The organism is Streptomyces sp. NPDC058985 (assembly GCF_042740985.1).
Lineage (GTDB): Bacteria > Actinomycetota > Actinomycetes > Streptomycetales > Streptomycetaceae > Streptomyces.
Genome location: NZ_JBHYJX010000005.1, coordinates 20,514 through 37,698 on the forward strand (window position 1 = coordinate 20,514; position 17,185 = coordinate 37,698).

10 protein-coding genes and 1 pseudogene are annotated in these 17,185 nt (G+C 73.4%); 4 read left to right on the top strand and 7 right to left on the bottom strand.

The window, feature by feature from the left end; translation table 11 throughout:
- Positions 1–710 precede the first annotated feature (710 nt).
- The 3 genes and pseudogenes from ACFW01_RS05755 to mgrA form a co-directional block, all read left to right on the top strand.
- Positions 711–1,056 (top strand): annotated as a pseudogene (locus ACFW01_RS05755) (darcynin family protein); the annotation flags it as partial.
- A gap of 174 nt (positions 1,057–1,230) precedes the next feature.
- Positions 1,231–2,658, top strand: a complete 1,428-nt coding sequence (gene rox / locus ACFW01_RS05760; protein WP_234958704.1) for a rifampin monooxygenase — start codon at positions 1,231–1,233, stop codon at positions 2,656–2,658.
- Between the two features lie 48 nt (positions 2,659–2,706).
- Positions 2,707–3,753, top strand: a complete 1,047-nt coding sequence (mgrA, locus tag ACFW01_RS05765; protein WP_234958706.1) for an L-glyceraldehyde 3-phosphate reductase — start codon at positions 2,707–2,709, stop codon at positions 3,751–3,753.
- 34 nt (positions 3,754–3,787) lie between these two features.
- Here the strand turns inward: mgrA and ACFW01_RS05770 are convergent, their stop codons facing one another.
- Both ACFW01_RS05770 and ACFW01_RS05775 read right to left on the bottom strand, forming a co-directional pair.
- Positions 3,788–4,969, bottom strand: a complete 1,182-nt coding sequence (locus ACFW01_RS05770) for an anhydro-N-acetylmuramic acid kinase (protein ID WP_234958708.1) — start codon at positions 4,967–4,969, stop codon at positions 3,788–3,790.
- A gap of 43 nt (positions 4,970–5,012) precedes the next feature.
- Positions 5,013–6,581, bottom strand: coding sequence for a sodium:solute symporter (locus ACFW01_RS05775; protein ID WP_234958711.1), 1,569 nt, complete (start codon positions 6,579–6,581; stop codon positions 5,013–5,015).
- A 172-nt stretch (positions 6,582–6,753) separates the two neighbouring features.
- Here ACFW01_RS05775 and ACFW01_RS05780 point away from each other — a divergent pair, with 172 nt between their 5' ends.
- Positions 6,754–7,689: a MurR/RpiR family transcriptional regulator gene (locus tag ACFW01_RS05780; protein ID WP_234958713.1), complete on the top strand. Its 936-nt coding sequence runs from the start codon at positions 6,754–6,756 to the stop codon at positions 7,687–7,689.
- A 12-nt stretch (positions 7,690–7,701) separates the two neighbouring features.
- On the opposite strand, the gene ACFW01_RS05785 is transcribed toward ACFW01_RS05780, so the two are convergent.
- The 5 genes from ACFW01_RS05785 to ACFW01_RS05805 all read right to left on the bottom strand — a co-directional run bounded on the left by ACFW01_RS05785 (position 7,702) and on the right by ACFW01_RS05805 (position 17,069).
- Positions 7,702–9,546, bottom strand: coding sequence for a Na+/H+ antiporter NhaA (locus ACFW01_RS05785; RefSeq protein ID WP_384502572.1), 1,845 nt, complete (start codon positions 9,544–9,546; stop codon positions 7,702–7,704).
- A gap of 28 nt (positions 9,547–9,574) precedes the next feature.
- The gene (locus tag ACFW01_RS05790; RefSeq protein ID WP_234958715.1) at positions 9,575–10,774 is read right to left on the bottom strand and encodes an alanine--tRNA ligase-related protein; all 1,200 of its coding nucleotides are present in this window, start codon (positions 10,772–10,774) and stop codon (positions 9,575–9,577) included.
- A gap of 371 nt (positions 10,775–11,145) precedes the next feature.
- On the bottom strand, positions 11,146–11,760 hold the full coding sequence (locus tag ACFW01_RS05795) for a dihydrofolate reductase family protein (RefSeq protein WP_384502470.1): 615 nt from the start codon (positions 11,758–11,760) through the stop codon (positions 11,146–11,148).
- Between the two features lie 30 nt (positions 11,761–11,790).
- Positions 11,791–13,722 carry a hypothetical protein gene (locus ACFW01_RS05800; protein ID WP_384502471.1) on the bottom strand — a complete coding sequence of 644 codons (1,932 nt, stop codon included), beginning with the start codon at positions 13,720–13,722 and terminating at the stop codon, positions 11,791–11,793.
- Between the two features lie 212 nt (positions 13,723–13,934).
- Positions 13,935–17,069 carry a discoidin domain-containing protein gene (locus ACFW01_RS05805; protein ID WP_384502472.1) on the bottom strand — a complete coding sequence of 1,045 codons (3,135 nt, stop codon included), beginning with the start codon at positions 17,067–17,069 and terminating at the stop codon, positions 13,935–13,937.
- Positions 17,070–17,185: the final 116 nt, after the last annotated feature.

Genomic DNA, 17,185 nt, shown 5'->3' on the forward strand with positions numbered 1-17,185 from the left:
TCCGGGCCAGGGCAGGGGGCACCGCCGCTCCCGCTCCCGTGCCGCGTCCCGGCGCCGGGACGCGCCGCGTGCTCACCCATCCGTCCAGGCCTTCCGGAGTGCCGTCGTCCGTATCAGTCTCCGCCGCCGCCGAGGGCGCGCAAGCGGAGACGACAGGGCGAACGCGTGCCCTCGTACGGCGTCCTCAATCACGCGTTTGCGCCCTTTTCGCCCGGGGGTGGGTCCGTGACGGCGCCACTACGGACAGTCCTGGGACATCCGGAGGAGCCGGCGGACGGCCCCGCGCAGCCAGTGGTGGGCCCCGTCGGAGGTGTGCCGGGGGTGCCAGGCCATGCCGATGGTCACCGGCGGCAGGGTCAGCGGGATGCCGAGGAGCCGCAGGCCCAGGACCGCGGCCCGCTCGGTGAGGGGCGAGGATGCGCGCCCGGCGCGGCGGCGGGGACGAGGGCGACGCCGTCACTGCGGGCGGCCAGGGTCATCGCGGCCAGATGGCCGGGCCGGACGGCCGCCGTCATACGGAGGGTGACCAGCTCCTCGACGTGGGTCTCCGGGTCCGCGTCGTCGATGGCCCCGACCTCCAGGTCGACCCGGCGGTCGCGGAGGGCCGGCCCGGCCTCCAGTTCCTCGGCCCGGAACCGCAGCGAGCCCCCGGCGCCTCCTGGCCGGCCAGTTCCAGCAGTCCGGCGACGACGTGCGCATCACCCTCGTCGGACACGGCCTCGACGCCGGCGTGGCCCGTACCCCGGACACCGCCTCCCCGACCAGCTTCGAGCAGTGGTGCGCGCATCGACGCCTTCACCGCCCAGGTCGTCCCCACCGTCAGGGCGAGGGCCACCGGAGTACGGTCACGCTTCTACGGCACGGAGTTTTACTCCGCGCGCGTCACCGACGTCTGGGTCTGGGAGGCGGACGACCACCACGCCTACCAGCTGCTCGTCGACGCTCTGCGCGAAACACTCTTCTGACCGGTACTTCGAGGTCGTCGACCTCCTCGTCGGCACCGAGAACGGCTACGCCCGCACGTACGGCGTCGACGCGGTCACCACCGTCAGCACCTGGAGGCAACGGAAAAGGCAGGAGGACCACTCGCCTCCTGCCTGCCACTATCAAGCTATAGCTCATGGGGGGCCTTGCGGCAAGGTCCCCTCCGTGGCGCAGAATCGGCGCCCTCGGCCGCTGCCCGCGTGAGGCAGCCGGGCCGATCGGACGCCTTCTCACCATGGGGGACTCATGATCGACGTGCTCGTCGTCGGCGCCGGACCGACCGGCACGATGCTGGCCGGCGAACTGCGCCTGCACGGCGTACAGGTACGCGTGCTGGAACGGGACACCGAGCCGACCCAGGTGGTCCGCTCGCTCGGACTGCACGTGCGCAGCATCGAGGTGATGGACCAGCGCGGCCTGCTGGAGCGGTTCCTCGAACACGGCAAGCGGTATCCGGCCGGCGGCTTCTTCGCCGGCATCGGCACGTCGGCGCCCGTCGAGCTGGACACCACGCACCCCTACGTCCTCGGCATCCCGCAGCCCGTCACCGACCGCCTGCTGACCGAGCGCGCCGTCGAACTCGGCGCGGACGTCGAGCGAGGCCGCGAACTGGCCGGACTGAGCCAGGACGACCAGGGCGTGACCGCTGAGCTGGCCGACGGCACCCGGCTGCGCGCCCGCTACCTCGTGGGCTGCGACGGCGGCCGCAGCACCGTCCGCGGACTGCTCGGCGTCGGCTTCCCCGGAGAGCCCTCCCGCACGGAGACGCTGATCGGCGAGATGCGCGTCGGCGCGGACCCCGAGGAGGTGGCTGCCGTCGTGGCCGAGGTCCGTCAGACTCAGAAGCGGTTCGGCGCCGGACCGCTGGGGGACGGCTTCCACCGCGTCGTCGTGCCCGCCGCGGGCGTGGCCGAGGACCGCTCGGTCCCGCCGACCCTGGACGAGTTCAGACGGCAGCTCACAGCGTGCGCCGACACCGACTTCGGCGTGCACTCGCCGCGCTGGCTGTCCCGTTTCGGCGACGCCACCCGGCTGGCCGAGCGCTACCGCACCGGCCGGGTGCTGCTGGCCGGCGACGCCGCGCACATCCACCCGCCCGTCGGCGGGCAGGGCCTCAACCTCGGCATCCAGGATGCCTTCAACCTCGGCTGGAAGCTCGCCGCCGAGGTGAACGGCCGGGCCCCCGACGGGCTGCTGGACAGCTACCACACGGAACGGCACCCGGTCGCCGCCGACGTGCTGGACAACACCCGCGCCCAGATGGAACTGCTCTCCACCGAACCCGGCCCCCGGGCGGTACGCCGCCTGCTGGCGGAACTGACCCGGTTCGAGGACGTCGGCCGCCACCTGGCCGAGAAGATCACCGCGCTGAACGTCCGCTACGACCTCGGTGCCGGACACGAACTCGTCGGCCGGCGAATGCGCGACGTCGAACTGCGGCAGGGTCGCCTGTACGAGCTGACGCGCACCGGCCGCGGACTGCTCCTGGACCGCACCGGCCGGCTGTCCGTCACCGGCTGGTCGGACCGCGTCGATCACGTCGTCGACGCCGGTGCGAGACTGGAGGTGCCCGCGATGCTGCTGCGGCCGGACGGCCATGTGGCATGGGTCGGTGACGACCAGCAGGACCTGGTCGACCGGCTGCCCCGGTGGTTCGGGGCAGCCACCGGCTGACCCGACCGTCACGGGCCGCCCGTCCCGCTTCCCCACCGGAGAGCCACCATGAACCACGTCGCCGCCCCCGACCGCTACGACGGCACCATGCGGTACCGCCGCACCGGTCGCTCCGGTCTCGACCTGCCCGTCCTGTCGCTCGGCTACTGGCACAACTTCGGCGACGACAAGCCGTTCGAGTCGCAGCGGGAGATCGCCCTGCGCGCCTTCGACCTCGGCATCACCCATCACGACCTGGCCAACAACTACGGCCCGCCGTACGGATCCGCGGAGATCAACTTCGGCCGGATCATGCGCCAGGACCTGGCGCCGTACCGGGACGAGCTGGTGATCTCCACCAAGGCCGGGTACGACATGTGGCCCGGCCCCTACGGCCAGGGCGGCGGCTCACGCAAGTACGTGCTCGCCTCCCTCGACCAGTCCCTGAAGCGCATGGGCCTGGAGTACGTCGACATCTTCTACTCCCACCGCCTGGACGCCTCCACGCCGCTGGAGGAGACGATGACGGCCCTGGACACGGCGGTGCGGCAGGGCAAGGCCCTCTACGTCGGGATCTCGTCCTACGACGCGGAACGCTCCCGTGAGGCCGCGGCGATCCTCCGCGACCTGGGCACGCCGCTGCTGATCCACCAGCCTTCGTACAACATGCTCAACCGGTGGATCGAGACCGAGGGCCTGCTCGACGCCGCGGGCGAGGAGGGCTTCGGCGTCATCGGGTTCACCGCGCTCGCCCAGGGCCTGCTCACCGGCCGCTACCTCGACGGCGTCCCGGAGGGCTCCCGCGCCACCCAGGGCAAGTCCTTCGCGACAGACTGGCTGAACGAGGACACCCTCCAGCGGCTGCGCGCGCTGAACGACATCGCCGCCCGCCGGGACCAGACCCTGGCCCAGATGGCGCTGGCCTGGGCGCTGCGCGACCCGCGCGTCACCTCGCTGGTGATCGGCGCCTCCCGCACCGGTCAGCTGGAGCAGAACGTGGCCGCGCTGGACAACCTCACCTTCACCGCCGACGAACTCGCCGAGATCGACAAGTACGCGGTGGCCGACGGCAGCGTCGACCTGTGGCGGCAGGCCCGCACCGGCGAGATGGGCTGAGGCCCGCCCCGCCGGCACGGGCGGTCGACGGCGGTCACGACACCGGTTCGTCCGTGACGCGGAGCAGCCGGGGCGGCACCGTGGCGGGCTCGGGCAGGCGCAGTGGCTCCCGGCCCGGGGTGATGCTGCCGAGGAGCGTCGCCCGGCGCGCACCGGTTCCCGACGGAATCGCGCCGGGCAGACCGTGCACCGTGAGGAAGCCCAGGAGCGCGAAGGCGAGGGCCTCCTTCGCGTCGGACGGCAGCCCGAGCGCGTCGCTGGGGCCGAGCGGCACGCCGGGCAGTTCCTCGGCGAGCATGCCCATCAGCACCGGGTTGTGCGCCCCGCCGCCGGAGACCACGAGCCTGGTGACCCCGTGCGCCCGGCAGGCGTCGGCCACGGTGACCGCGGTGAGCCGGGCCAGGGTCGCCAGGACGTCGTCCGGCTCCGGCACCGGCGCCGAGGCCAGCGCCTCCAGCAGGTGGGGCAGGTGGAAGCGCTCCTTGCCGGTGCTCTTCGGGGCCGGCCCGGCGTAGTACGGGTCGTCCAGCAGCACCCGCAGCAGCGCCGCGTCGACCCGTCCCGCGCCGGCCCGCCGCCCGTCCTCGTCGTACCCGAGGGCACCCCCGGTGAAGTGCCGTACGGCGGCGTCCATCAGCGCGTTGGCGGGCCCGGTGTCGAAGGCCAGCGGGGCGGCGCCGGGGGCGACGACGGTGAGGTTGGCGATGCCGCCCAGGTTGAGGGCGGCCGGGGTGCCGGGCAGTGCGGCCAGGGCGAGGGCGTCGGTCATGGCCACCAACGGGGCGCCCTGACCGCCGGCGGCGACGTCCCCGCCGCGCAGGTCGGAGACGACGGGCAGGCCGGTGGCCTCGGCGATCCAGGCGGGCTGGCCCAGTTGCAGGGTGCCGCGGACGGCGCCGTCCTCGACCCAGTGGTAGACGGTCTGCCCGTGCGAGACGACCAGGTCCGCGGTCCCGTCGCACAGGTCGCGCAGGGCGCGGACGGCCACGTCGGCGAAGGCGCGGCCGATGCCGGTGTCGAGCACGGCGGCGGTGCGGGCGGTCGTGGCCGACGGCGGCAGGAACCCCGCGATCAGGTCGCGCAGTTCGTCGGGGTAGGGGGCCGAGAGATGCCCGAGGGGCCGCATCACCAGGACGTCGTCCCGGAGGACGAGATCCGCTGCGGCCGCCTCGACGGCGTCGTAGGAGGTGCCTGACATCAGGCCGATCACACGCAAGACGTCTCCTGTGAGAAGGGGTCCGGGCCCAAGGGCGGCCCGCTCACTTCCGGCCGGCCGCGGTGAGCCGGTCGGGGCCGGTACCCGGCTCGGCGCCCTCCAGGGCGCCCCCGCCGGCCGCCGGTGCCCGGTGGAACAGGCTCAGCACGCCGCCGACGACCAGGGTGATCACCACCCCGATCGGCACCAGCCACTGGGCCGCGATCGCCTGCGACACCGTCGTCCCGCCCGTCGTGACGTCGATCTCGACCACCCGCACGATGTACGTCATCACCCCGATGGTGACCAGGAAGGCCACGACGGAGTCCACCTCGTTGGCGCGGGTCACCAGCCGCCCGAGCAGGAACGCGCCGAGCAGCGCGCCGTAGGTGTAGCCGGCGATGGTCAGCCCGGTCAGGTAGACGTTGCCGGTGCTCGCGCTGAACGCGCACGCGAAGACGGCCATCAGGGTCGCCCACACCAGCGTCATCCAGCGGGCGAGCCGCAGCAGCGACTCCTCGGACGGGGTGCTGCGGAAGAAGCTGTGGATGATGTCGGCGACCGTCGAGTTCGACATGGAGTTGAGCGCCGAGGAGAGCGAGCCCATCGCGGCGCCCAGGATGCCGGCCACCAGCAGCCCGGAGACGACGACGGGCAGCCCGTTCAGGATGAACTCGGGGTAGAGGTTGTCCGAGCTGGACAGGCCCAGCTCCGAGAACGACCTGCCCTGGTTGTACGACCACAGCAGCGCGCCGACGAGCGAGAACGCGGCGAACTGGACGACGACGAAGACACCCGAGGCGATCATGGCCTTCTGGCCCTCGCGCAGCGTCCGGGTGGCCAGCACCCGCTGCACGATGAGCTGGTCGGAGCCGTGGCTGGCCATGGCGAAGATGGCGCCGCCGATGATGGCGGTGGGCAGGGCGAACGGGCTGGTGAGGACGTGCGCCAGGCTGAAGTCGGTGTCGAAGAGCGTGAACCGTCCGGCGTCCCAGGCGCGGGCGTAGCCGTCACCGCCGACGTGGGCGGACAGCACCGCGACGGCGAGGATCGCGCCGCCGAGGTACAGGCCCATCTGAATGGCGTCGGTCCAGATGACCGCCTTGATGCCGCCCAGGTAGGTGTACACCACGGTGATCAGCGTGAGCACGATGATGATCACGCGGTAGCTCGCGTGCACGCCGAACTCGTCGAGCAGCAGCTTGATGGGGATGGCGGAGGCGAACAGCCGGACGCCCTCGGCCAGCAGCCGGGTGAAGACGAACGTCACCGAGGCGAGCCCCTGCAGCTTCAGCCCGAACCGGTCGCCCAGGTACTGGTAGGCGCTGACGAACCCGCCGCGCTTGTAGAGGGGGATCAGTACGGTGGCGACGACGACGCGTCCGATGACGTAGCCCAGGGCGAGTTCGACGTTGCCGAAGCCCTGGCCGCTGTAGGCGCCGCCGGGAACGCTGATCACGGTCAGGACGCTGGTCTCCGTGGCGACGACGGAGAAGGACACCGTCCACCACGGCATGTGGCCTTCGCCGACGAAGTAGTCCTTCGCCGACTTCTGCTTGCCGGCCTTCCGCAGGCCGATCCAGGCGATCCCGATCAGATAGACCACGATCACCACGAGGTCGAGCTGGCGCACGCGTGCTCCTAGACACTGGCCGGTGGGGTCGCCGGCGTGGGGAGAGGGCCGTCCGAGTATGGGAATGCCGTACTCCGGATGTCAATAAGTAACGGCTGTTCGGACCGTACGTAAATTTTTGACCAACCCGGGTGGCCCCATTAGCCTGTGTCCACCACACTCAGGAGGGGCCATGGTCCGCCAGTCCTCGTCCGGCGCGCCGGAGCAGTCCGCACCGGACGCCCCGCTCGCCGACATCCTCACGCGAGTCCGTGCCGCACGGCCCTCCCTGCCCCCCTCTGAACGCCGGGTGGCCGACGCCGTCCTGGCCGCCCCGGGACAGGTCGCCGAACTGTCCATCAACGCGCTGGGGGAGCGGGCGGACACGTCGGCCGCCACCGTGATGAGGTTCTGCCGCACGATCGGCACCGGCAACTACCCCCAGCTGCGCCTGGCGCTGGCGGCCGCCGCCGCGCGCGAACACGCCCTGGGCGGTGAGCGTCCGGAGCGCGGCGGCACCGACATCAGCCCGACGGACACGCTGGACCGCATAGTCGGCAAGATCATCTACAACGAGGTCCGGGCCCTGGAGGACTCCGGCGCCGGACTCGACATCGAGGCGCTGGGCCGGGCGGTCGACGCGGTGGCGGGGGCCCGCAGGGTCGACATCTTCGGCGTCGGGGCGAGCGCGTTCGTCGGCCAGGACCTGCATCAGAAGCTGCACCGCATAGGCCACATGGCCTTCATCTGGAGCGACCGGCACGCCGCACTCACCGCGGCGGCGCTCCTGGGGCCCGGCGACGTGGCACTGGCCGTCTCCCACTCCGGCGAGACCGAGGACACTACCGAACCCCTGCAGGCCGCCGCCGCACGCGGAGCCACCACCATCGCCCTGACCAACGACCCCGGCTCCACGCTCGCCACCGGCGCCGACCTCGTACTGACCACCTGCGCCCGGGAGACCCCGTTCCGCTCCGGCGCGACCGTCAGCCGCATCGCCCAGCTCGCCGTCGTCGACTGCCTCTTCGTCGGCGTGGCCCAGCGTTCCTACGACGCGTCGACCGCCGCACTGGAGAAGACCTACGGAGCCGTCCAGCGCCGCCGCCGTCCGGCCCGCCGCGGCACCTGACCGGACGTCACCTCACCCTCCGGCCAGGGCCCGCCGCCTGGCTTGTTCGACCGCCTGCTTCAGGGCGTCGATGTCGAAGGCACCCCGGTGGCGCCTGCCGTTGACGAAGAAGGTCGGCGTGCCCGACACGCCGCTCAGGTCCGCCGAGTCCACGTCCTCGGCCACCCGCCGGGCGCCCCGGCGCCGCGCCAGGTCCTCGCGGAACACCTCCATGTCCAGGCCCAGTTCGCGCGCGTGCCGCAGCAGATCCCGCTCGCCCAGCTCGTCCTGGCGGCCCATCAGCAGGTCGTGCATGTCCCAGAACCTGCCCTGCCGCGCGGCCGCCTCCGACGCCTCGGCCGCCGCCTGGGCGTTCGGATGCACGTCGGTCAGCGGCAGATGGCGCCAGACGTAGCGGACGTCGGTCTCGCTGCCCAGCAGGTCGCGCACCACGCCCTCGGCCTGGCCGCAGTACGGGCACTCGAAGTCGCCGTACTCCACCAGGGTCACGGCGGCGTCCGCGGGACCGCGCACATGGTCGTGGCGCTCGTCGACCGCCACCCCGAGATCCGTCAGTGGTTCGGACGTGCCGAGCAGAGCCCGCGTCCGCCGCGCCGCGGGCAGGAGGCCGATCACCGCGGAGACCGCCCAGCTGACCGCGAACGAGCCGATGAGCGTGACGATGATGCCGATGCGCGCCTGGTTCAGCTCCTCCCCCTCGAAGGCGAGCGCGGCGATCAGCAGCGACACGGTGAAGGCCGCCCCCGCGATCGACCCGGCGGCGGTGACCGAGCCCCAGCCCACATTGGGCCGCAGCCGCCGCCCCGACAGCAGCTGCGCGCCCGCCATGGAACCCACCACACCGATGATCTTCCCGACCACACAGCCGATCAGGATGCCCAGCGTGACGGGTGAGGTGAACGCGTCGGCCAGCCGCGCGCCGCTCAGCTCGATCCCCGCGTTGGCCAGGGCGAACAGCGGCACGATGCCGAAGCTCACCCAGGGCAGGAACCGCTCCTCCAGCCGCTCGTTCGGCGAGATCGCCGAGGCCAGGCCCCGCGCCGCCGAACGCTGCAGCTCCGGCGTCGGCTGCTCCCGGAACAGCCGGAAGAGACGGCTCGCCCGCTCCAGGTCCCCGCGGGGCGCCGGGTAGGCGATGACCAGGGCCCCGACCGCCAGACCCGTCACGACCGGATCGATCCCGGCCTCGTGCAGCGCCACCCACACCACCACGGCCAGGAGGGAGCAGAACAGACCGCGACCGGCGTCCGCCAGCCGCAGCACGAGGACGACGGCCAGCAGCGCGCCCAGGGCGACGAGCAGCGCCGGAAGGTGGATCTCGTCGCTGTAGAAGACGGCGATGACGAACAGCGCCACCACGTCGTCGACGACCGAGATGGACAGCATGAGCGCCCGCAGCGAGGCCGGCAGCCGATGGCGCAGGACGGCCAGGATGCCCAGCGCGAACGCGGTGTCGGTGGACATGGCCGTGCCCCAGCCGTGCACCGAGTCGTGCCCCGCGTTGATCACGACGTAGATCACGGCGGGAACCACCATGCTGCCCAGGCCGGCCACCGCGCTGAGCAGCACCCACCGCCGGTCCCGCAGTTCCCCCATGTCGAACTCGCGCCGCGCCTCCAGCCCGACGACGAAGAAGAACAGGCTCATCAGCCCCGCGTTGATCCACTCGTGGACCGTCAGCGACAGGTGACGGGTGTCGAAGCCGACCGTGAAGTGGGCCTGCCACACGGCCTCGTAGGAGTGGAAGTCGATGTTGGCCCAGAGCAGGGCCGCGACGACGGCCACCAGGAGCAGGACCGCGCTGCCGGTCTCCGTCTGCACGAAGGTGCGCCAGCGGGTACCGCCCCTGGTGGACATCTCCTGTGCTGTCTTGTGGGACTCAGTCTCACTCACGCGGGCGATTATGGCCGCCCGGGGCCCGTTCCTCGCGCAGGCTCGTCACCAGGTCGCGCGGCAGTCCGTGGGTGTCGTGGAGGTAGTGGAAGTCGTCCTCTCCCAGCGGGCCGCGGAAACGGGGCCGGGAGAGCACGCTCCGGCCGCGCTCCAGGAGCCCGCGGAACCGGCTCTCCTCCTCCAGCAGCAGTCGCCGTACGGTCCCGGGGTCCCCCTCCTGCCGGAAGTGGCCCAGGGTGTGGGAGACCAGCTCCAGGGGGAGGTCGCCGAGGCCGCGCGACGGATCGTCCCGCCACAGCACGGTGAGGACCCGTCGCACGAGGCGGCGCAGCACGTACCCCCGTCCGGTGTTGGCCGGGCGGACCCCGTCACCGATGATGACGACGGCCGAGCGCAGATGGTCGACGGCCAGCCGCAGCGACGGTTCGTCCAGCGGCCACAGGGGCGGCACCAGGCGCCGCCACGGGTCGAAGACGTCGCACTCGAACACCGACGGCCTGCCCTGGAGCAGCGAGGAGAGGCGCTCCAGTCCGAGGCCGGTGTCGATGTTGCGCTGCGGCAGCGGCACCAGGCTGCCGTCGTCCAGGCGGCGGTGACGCATCATCACGTGGTTCCACACCTCGACCCAGCGGTCGTCGCGGGTGGGTGTCGACCGGGGCGGGGTGTCACCGGTCCACAGGAAGATCTCCGAATCGGGTCCGCACGGGCCGACCGGACCGTTGGACCACCAGTTGTCCTCCACCGTCAGCTCCACCGGCACACCCCGCTCCTGCCACAGCCGGAGCGACTCGGTGTCCGGTCCCACCTGGTCCCCGCCGCCGTACACCGTGGCGTGCAGCAGCCCCGGATCGATGCCCAGGCCCTCGGTGAGCAGCCGGTGGGCCCAGTCGAGGCTCTGCCGGCTCTCGTAGTCGCCCAGGGACCAGGTACCGAGCATCTCGAAGACGGTGAGATGGGTGCTGTCGCCGACCTCCTCCAGGTCCGTGGTGCGCAGACAGCGCTGGACGTTGACCAGCCGCCGGCCCAGCGGGTGCGGACGGCCCTCCAGGTACGGGGTGAGCGGATGCATGCCGGAGGTGGTGAACAGCACGGAGTCGCCCGGTGGGGACAGCAGGGTCGAGCCGGTGATCCGGCGGTGACCGTGTTCCTCGTAGTACTCGGTGAACGTGCGGACGATCTGCTCGGTGTCCATGGGGGTGACTCCTTCGCTGCGTGGCGGGAGGCACCGGAGAACGGGACCGTGCGAGCGGGGCGGCGAGGCGAGGGGCCGGAACGCCACGAGACCACCGACGGGCCGTTTCCGGTCGCCGGTGGGAAAGGGAGAAGGTCAGGCGGCGGCGGCCGGCGAGCTGGTCGCTCGCGCGGTCGCGAAGATGCTTCGGCCGATGACGTTCATGCGGACGACGGTAGCGCCCGCCACCGCTCGGTGCACGCGAATATCCGCGGGACGGCCGGGATCCGCGGGACGGCCGGGATCCGCGGGACGGCCGGGATCCGCGGGACGGCCGGGATCCACGGGACGGCCGGGATCCGCGGGACGGCCGAGGGCGGTGTCGGCCGGTGTCAGAGCACGTCGTAGGTCAGGTGGGTCGCGGTGGACGTCGGGGTCACGCTCCGCTGTGCCAGCGAGCGGGGAGCCCGGCCGGGGAAGAGCGGCGTCCCGGTGCCCAGCACGACGGGCGCCAGGTGGAGCGTCAGCGAGTCGACCAGTCCCGCGTCGAGCGCCGAACCGATCAGGGCGCCGCCGCCCATGAGGACGACGTCGAGGTCCCGGCCGGCGGCCGTCGAGGCCGCCTCGGCACGCTCGCGCGCGGCGGTCACCGCGTCGGCCAGGCCGGTGGTGACGAAGGTCCAGTCGAGGCCGGTGAGGCGCACCGACTCCGGCCGTGAGCCGGTGACGACGAGGAACGCCGGTCTGCCGACCTCGCCCGCGCCGTAGCCGGTCGTGTCGTCCCAGCCGCCCGGTCCGTCGACCACGTCGAAGAGGTGGCGGCCGAGGACGACCGCACCCGACCGGGCGGTGGCCTCGCGCAGGATCCGGCGGTCTTCGGGGTCGTCGGAGAACGCCCAGGTGTGCAGGGGCTCGCCGCCGGTGCCCAGGCCGTTGTCCGGGCCGGGGTCGGGTCCGGTGACGAAGCCGTCGAGGGAGACCGAGATGTCCGCGATGATGTGCGTCATGTCAGGGTGGACCCGTGCCGCCGGCGGAACTCATCGGTCGCCGTCGCCGTGGAGGGCGGCCAGGTCCTCGCCGGTCCGCAGCGCACCCGTGACCTCGGCCTCCGCCTCCCGGGGCGCCCGGACCGCCAGGGTCCGGTCGTCGCTCTCGGCCGTGACCCCACCCGTCACGCGCAGGCCCGTCACGGCGCGGCTGCCGGCGGCGAGGACGTACCAGTCACCCTCGGGGGAACGCCAGCGGGTGTCGGCCACCACGTGCTGGCCGAACCGGCTGCACGCCGCCGTTCCCCGGGCGCGTACCACCGGCTGGGCGGCGTCGCGCGTGCGCAGGTCCACGGAGACCTCGTCGGTGCCGCGCCAGGTGACGGCGCGGGCACAGGACCACACGGCACGTCCGGCGTCCTGGGGGAGCCGCTGGTCGGCGAAGTCCCAGAGATTGACGGCGCGGACCGGCTCGCCCTCGTCCAGGAGGCCGTCCAGGCCGCACGCCAGCCGGGACCAGGCCGCCAGGGCGGCGCCCCCGGTGGCCTCCCTGGGCTGGCGGGCCGGAGGAGTGCCGGCACCGGGCAGCGGCGTGTAGGTGAGGTGCACGGGGGAGAGACCGCCCCGGTCGGCCAGGAGGAACGCGTGGTCCTCGACGATGCGGGAGGACGACCGCAGTTGCAGCACCGTGCGCCGCTCGCAGGACCCGCCCGCCGGTGTCACCGGCACGGGCTCGGTGACACCGTCCGCCGAGACGTCGAGGTCGCGTGCGGCGTCGTCGGGGCGCAGCAGGTCACGGGTGCCGGCCTCGGCGATCCACGGGGCCAGCAGGTACCGGGCCGCTCCGTCGCGTTGCGTCAAGGCGACCGCGGCGGCGGTGGTGACGTCCGCGTCGTCGACCCGCGCCACGGACAGGGCGGCGGGCTCACCGCCGGAGGTGTCCGGCTCCGTGTACCGGGCGAGCCGCCGGCCGTCGTGGAGGAGGACGACCGTGCGGGCGTCCACCTCGCCCGCGTAGAGCAGTTGCGGGGAACCGGGCGGAGGGTCCGTAGGTGTGCCCGGAGCGAAGGAGACGTCCGTGTTCCCGCGTGACGGGCTCGACCAGGTCTCCAGGGCCCGGGTGAGCAGCGCGGTGTCGTCGGACCGGTCGCCGCGGGCCGGCCAGGCGGTGAAGTCCACCCGCGAGGTGTCCGCCCACAGTGCGGGGTCCGTGCGGCGCAGGTCCTGTGCGGCGGGCGCGGAGGGGGACCGTGCGACGCCGGACCCCGCCGCGTCGGAGCCCTCGGTGTCCTGGCCGGTGGCGACGAGCGCCGTCGCGGTGACGAGTGCGGCGAGCACCACCGCGCCTGCCAGCCGCGTCCGCCGCCTGCGGCGCAGCAGGTCCGTCGGCTGCGCCCGCACGGTGCACGCGTCGAACTCGCTGGGGGCCGCGGCCGACAGCACACTCGCCGCCACGGCACCGTTGCCGAGGCCGAGGCGGTCCGCGGCGCGCAGGGCCCCGGCCGGATCCTCGGCGCCGGCGGCCCGCAGCATCTCCAGGACCTCCGGCTCGGACAGCCCGTCCACGTGCCGCAGGACGAACGCGCCCCGGGTGGCCGGTTCCGCGCCGGACAGCACCCGGCCCAGGGCCATGTCGTCGGCGTCGCCCGACCGGGGGAACAGCCGCAGCCCCAGCACGATGGGCAGCCGGCGCGGCGGCCACACCGCCGCCGCCCGGCCCGCCCAGCTGCCCGCGCGCCGCCCGTCCTTGAGCGCGGCGCGCAGGACGGCGACGCGCAGGTCGTTGCCGATGAGGGCCGCGACCGGCTCGGCACCGGCGCGCGGAGCCGGCACACCGGGCGTCGGCCGTGCTCCGCCGCCGGTCCGGGGCAGGGCCCGCTGGGCGAGGGAGTGGGCCCTGAGGACCCTGCGGTGTCTGCCCAACGAGGCAGGCAGCACCAGGTACGCCAGGCGTACGAGGCCGCCGTACTGCTCGACCAGCACGGACTCGGCTCTCTGAACACGCCCTTGGGCCGGGCGACTTCTCTCACGGAACCGACTGACGGGCATAGGCGGTGCCCTCCACGACCGAGGATCTGCTGTTGCTGATCTCTCAAACGAGTGAATCGCGTGATGGTCACACGACGGTCGTGGCCCGGTTCCACCCGAAGGGGTCGGCACGGCGTCCCGGGCGGCGTCCCGCCACCCGGTCCTCCTCACTTCACTGAGAGCCGCACCAGCCCTTCGTGCGAGCGGGGCGTACCGTCCACCGTCACCGCGACGTAGCGGGCCGGGCCCCGGTACGCGACCGTGCGCACCCGCCCGTGACCGGTCAGCGTCCCCACCCGCCGGTACCGCACGCCGTCGGTGCTGAACTCCACGCGGGCCGCCGGGGCCGAGCCGGTCGTCCACTCCGCCTCCACCCGGCGGACCTCGGTGCTCGCGCCGAGGTCGACCACCATGCGGCCGTCCCGGCCCGGCCGCCACGCCGTGTCGGGGGCACCGTCCACGGCGGCACCCGGGCCGGACATCCCCGGTGGCAGCGGATTGGTGGGGAAGGTGTTCCGCCCGAGGGCGTGGTCGTCGTGCGGGAAGGGCCGGGCGCCGCGCAGCGTGACACGGACCTCGTGCCCATGGCGCACGGTCGCGACGGTGCTGCGCCCCTGGGCCTCGATCCGCACCCGGCAGCGGGGGCCCGACAGGTGCAGGGTCGCCCCGTCACTCACCCTGACCCGCAGCCCCGGCGGCAGGCTCCCGCCCAGGAGCGGCATGAGCGTGAACCGGGGCGGGAGCAGCAGCGCGGACGCGGCGTCCAGGCGCGCCGTGTAGCCGATACCCTGCCGGGTCACCGTCTGCTCGCCCTCGTACACGTGCCGGTGACGCCCCTCCTGCGGCACCTCTACCCCGGTGTGGACCGCGTCCGCCGAGAGGTTGAACAGGCTCAGGTGATCGTCCACGAGGGCCGCACGGACCCGGGCGTCCTCGGCCACGGGGGCCGGCCGGCCCGCCAGCGCGCGCAACTCGGCGGGGGACGCAGCGCAGTGCCCCTCGATCACGAGAGCGTCCCGCGCCCCTTCGGCCGGCACGATCGTGTCGCCGTACACCGCCACCGTGTGCGCGCCGCCGCCACGGACGACCAGACCGGCGCGGCCGTCGATGTCGAGCCAGCCACCCTCGCTGCGCAGCGCCGGGGCCGGTCCGGTGGCCAGGTCCGTCCACCGCTCGCCGTCGGACGAGCCCTGTATCAGGTAGGAGCGTCCGGCGGCCGCCTCCCAGCGCAGGGTGACCCGGTCGACCGCACGGGCGGCGCCGAGGTCCACCGCCCACCAGCTGTCCGCGCGCTTCCTGTCCTCGCGGGAGACCGCCCAGCGGGTGCCGGGGTCGCCGTCCGCCGCCAGGCCGGCGGTCATCCCGGCCGACTGCGAGGACGCCGTCGCGGCCCTGCCGCGCGCGAGGTCCTCGGTGCCGTCCCCGGCGCGGACCTCGACGGCGTACAGCGAGTACCCGTACGTCGGGTCGGGCCGCACGCCCAGCATCCTGACGTGGCGCACCGTCGCGGCCAGGAAGGCCAGTTCGTCGACGCGTCCCTTCGCCGCGGGCGAGGCGTCCTGCGCGCGGACCGTGGCCGAACCCTCCGCGAACCGGTAGGTGCGGCTGCCGTCCAGGCCGGCCACACCCGGCATCGTGAGGTTGTGCACCTCCAGCCGCGAGCCGCCCGCTCCCGCCCCGTCACAGGCGTAGACGACACCGCCCGAGGGGAGGGTCGCGTACCCCGCGAAGCCCTCGCCCAGCCGCAGCACGGTGGCGCTGCCGTCGAACCCGTCGCGCAGGGCGGTGTGCACGCGCACCTGCCTGCCGGTGACCTTCGCGGCCGTCGAGGGCAGGAACATCGGTGTGCCGCCGCTGAGCCGGAACAGCCAGTCGTCGTGCCCGGGCTGCCAGCCGAACTTGACGAACCCGGGCTTCGTCACCACGCCCGCCCAGGCGGCGGGGGACTGGTGGGAGACCAGACCCGGTCCGGTCCCGAAGTCCGTGACGCCCGCCGCGTGCGCGAACAGCTCCTCGCGCGACATCGGGCGCACCCCGCGGCCGGCGGTCGGCCACACGTGCAGCAGGTAGCTGATCGCGAGTTCCGCGCGTGCCTCCGGCTCGTACTTGGGCTCGCCCGAGAACTTCGCGAGCCGGTACTCCGGCGGATACTTCTGGTACGCCTCCAGCCGCTCGGCGAGGTCCGCCTCCGCGCGGGCCGCCGCCCGGTCCCCGGCCACCCGGGAGAGGAAGGCCAGCGGGATCACGTCCCTGCCGTACAGGTGCTCCCGGTCGTTCACCATGGGCATCAGCGGCTCGCCCGCGTCCGACATGACACCCAGCAGCGTGCGCCACAGCGGTTCCGCGTTGGGCTGCCTGGTCAGGACCTCGGGCAGCGGCTCGCCCGCCGCGAGGAAGTGCGCGGCGTTGCGGCCCGAGGTGCGCCACATCTCCGCCTGGTAGTGCGGGCCGAACGAGCCGTGGTTCTCCACGATGAAGGTGTCGTACGCGTTGTGCGCGGTGTTGCGCGAGACCGGGACGCCGTCCACGCGTGCCGGGTTGGCCAGGTCGGCGGCGGGCAGCCCGCCCTCGTTGCGCGACCAGGTTCCGTAGTCGGTGGCCCAGCCGGCCCGGCGCCGGTCGTCCGGTGCCCAGGCCAGCGCAGGGGCGAGGGTCTGCGCGTACAGGCCCATCTCCTCCAGCTTGGTGTCACCGACGTGCCCGCCCTCGAGGCCGTTCGGGGTCCAGTCCCCGGAGGCCGGGTCGTCGCCGGTGCCCAGGGAGTGGGTGTACGCCGCCTGTTCGCGGGTGATGGTGTCGACGGCGGCGCGGGTGCCCGCGTCCAGCTCGTCCCAGAGCAGGTGCGCGGCGAGGATGAAGTACGACTGGAACGTGGTGTCGAAGAACAGGGTGCGGCCCCACTCGGTGCCGCCGGTGAGCCGGTTGGAGGAGGCGAAGTGGCGCAGGGTCGCCAGGGTCCGGCGCCTGAGGGTCTCCCGGTCGACGCCGGCCTCGCGCTCGTCGAAGGTCCCGTGGGTGAGCAGCACGGCGTGTCCGAGGACGACGGCGAAGCCGAAGTACTCATCCGTGTAGGTCCCCTTGGCCTCGTCCCACTGCGTCTCGGACCAGCGGGTGTGCTTCAGCAGGACGCGGTGGTACGTGGCGGCGACCTCGTCGGGCGGATCGACGGACCGGGCCGCGGCCGAGCCGGAGGCGGCGGCCGGGGACGCGCCCAGCACCGGCTGGAGCGCGGCCGCGGCGCCGCTCGCGCCGAGCAGTTGGAGCAGGAGCCTGCGGCCGACAGGGAGGGAAACGGGGCCCATCACGGTCCTTCTTCACCAGGCGACAACGTTGTCAACGAAGGTCATCCTTGAACGTTCCGGAGAGGCGTGTCAATGGTCGTGCGTTCATCCGTCCCGGCGGGGCGCGGATGGGGCGG

Coding starts and splice junctions, on each gene's coding strand:
- ACFW01_RS05805 (WP_384502472.1), bottom strand. CDS start 17,069: ATGGGCCCCGTTTCCCTCCCTGTCGGCCGCAGGCTCCTGCTCCAACTG.
- ACFW01_RS05790 (WP_234958715.1), bottom strand. CDS start 10,774: ATGGACACCGAGCAGATCGTCCGCACGTTCACCGAGTACTACGAGGAA.
- rox (WP_234958704.1), top strand. CDS start 1,231: ATGATCGACGTGCTCGTCGTCGGCGCCGGACCGACCGGCACGATGCTG.
- mgrA (WP_234958706.1), top strand. CDS start 2,707: ATGAACCACGTCGCCGCCCCCGACCGCTACGACGGCACCATGCGGTAC.
- ACFW01_RS05780 (WP_234958713.1), top strand. CDS start 6,754: ATGGTCCGCCAGTCCTCGTCCGGCGCGCCGGAGCAGTCCGCACCGGAC.
- ACFW01_RS05795 (WP_384502470.1), bottom strand. CDS start 11,760: ATGACGCACATCATCGCGGACATCTCGGTCTCCCTCGACGGCTTCGTC.
- ACFW01_RS05785 (WP_384502572.1), bottom strand. CDS start 9,546: ATGTCCACCAGGGGCGGTACCCGCTGGCGCACCTTCGTGCAGACGGAG.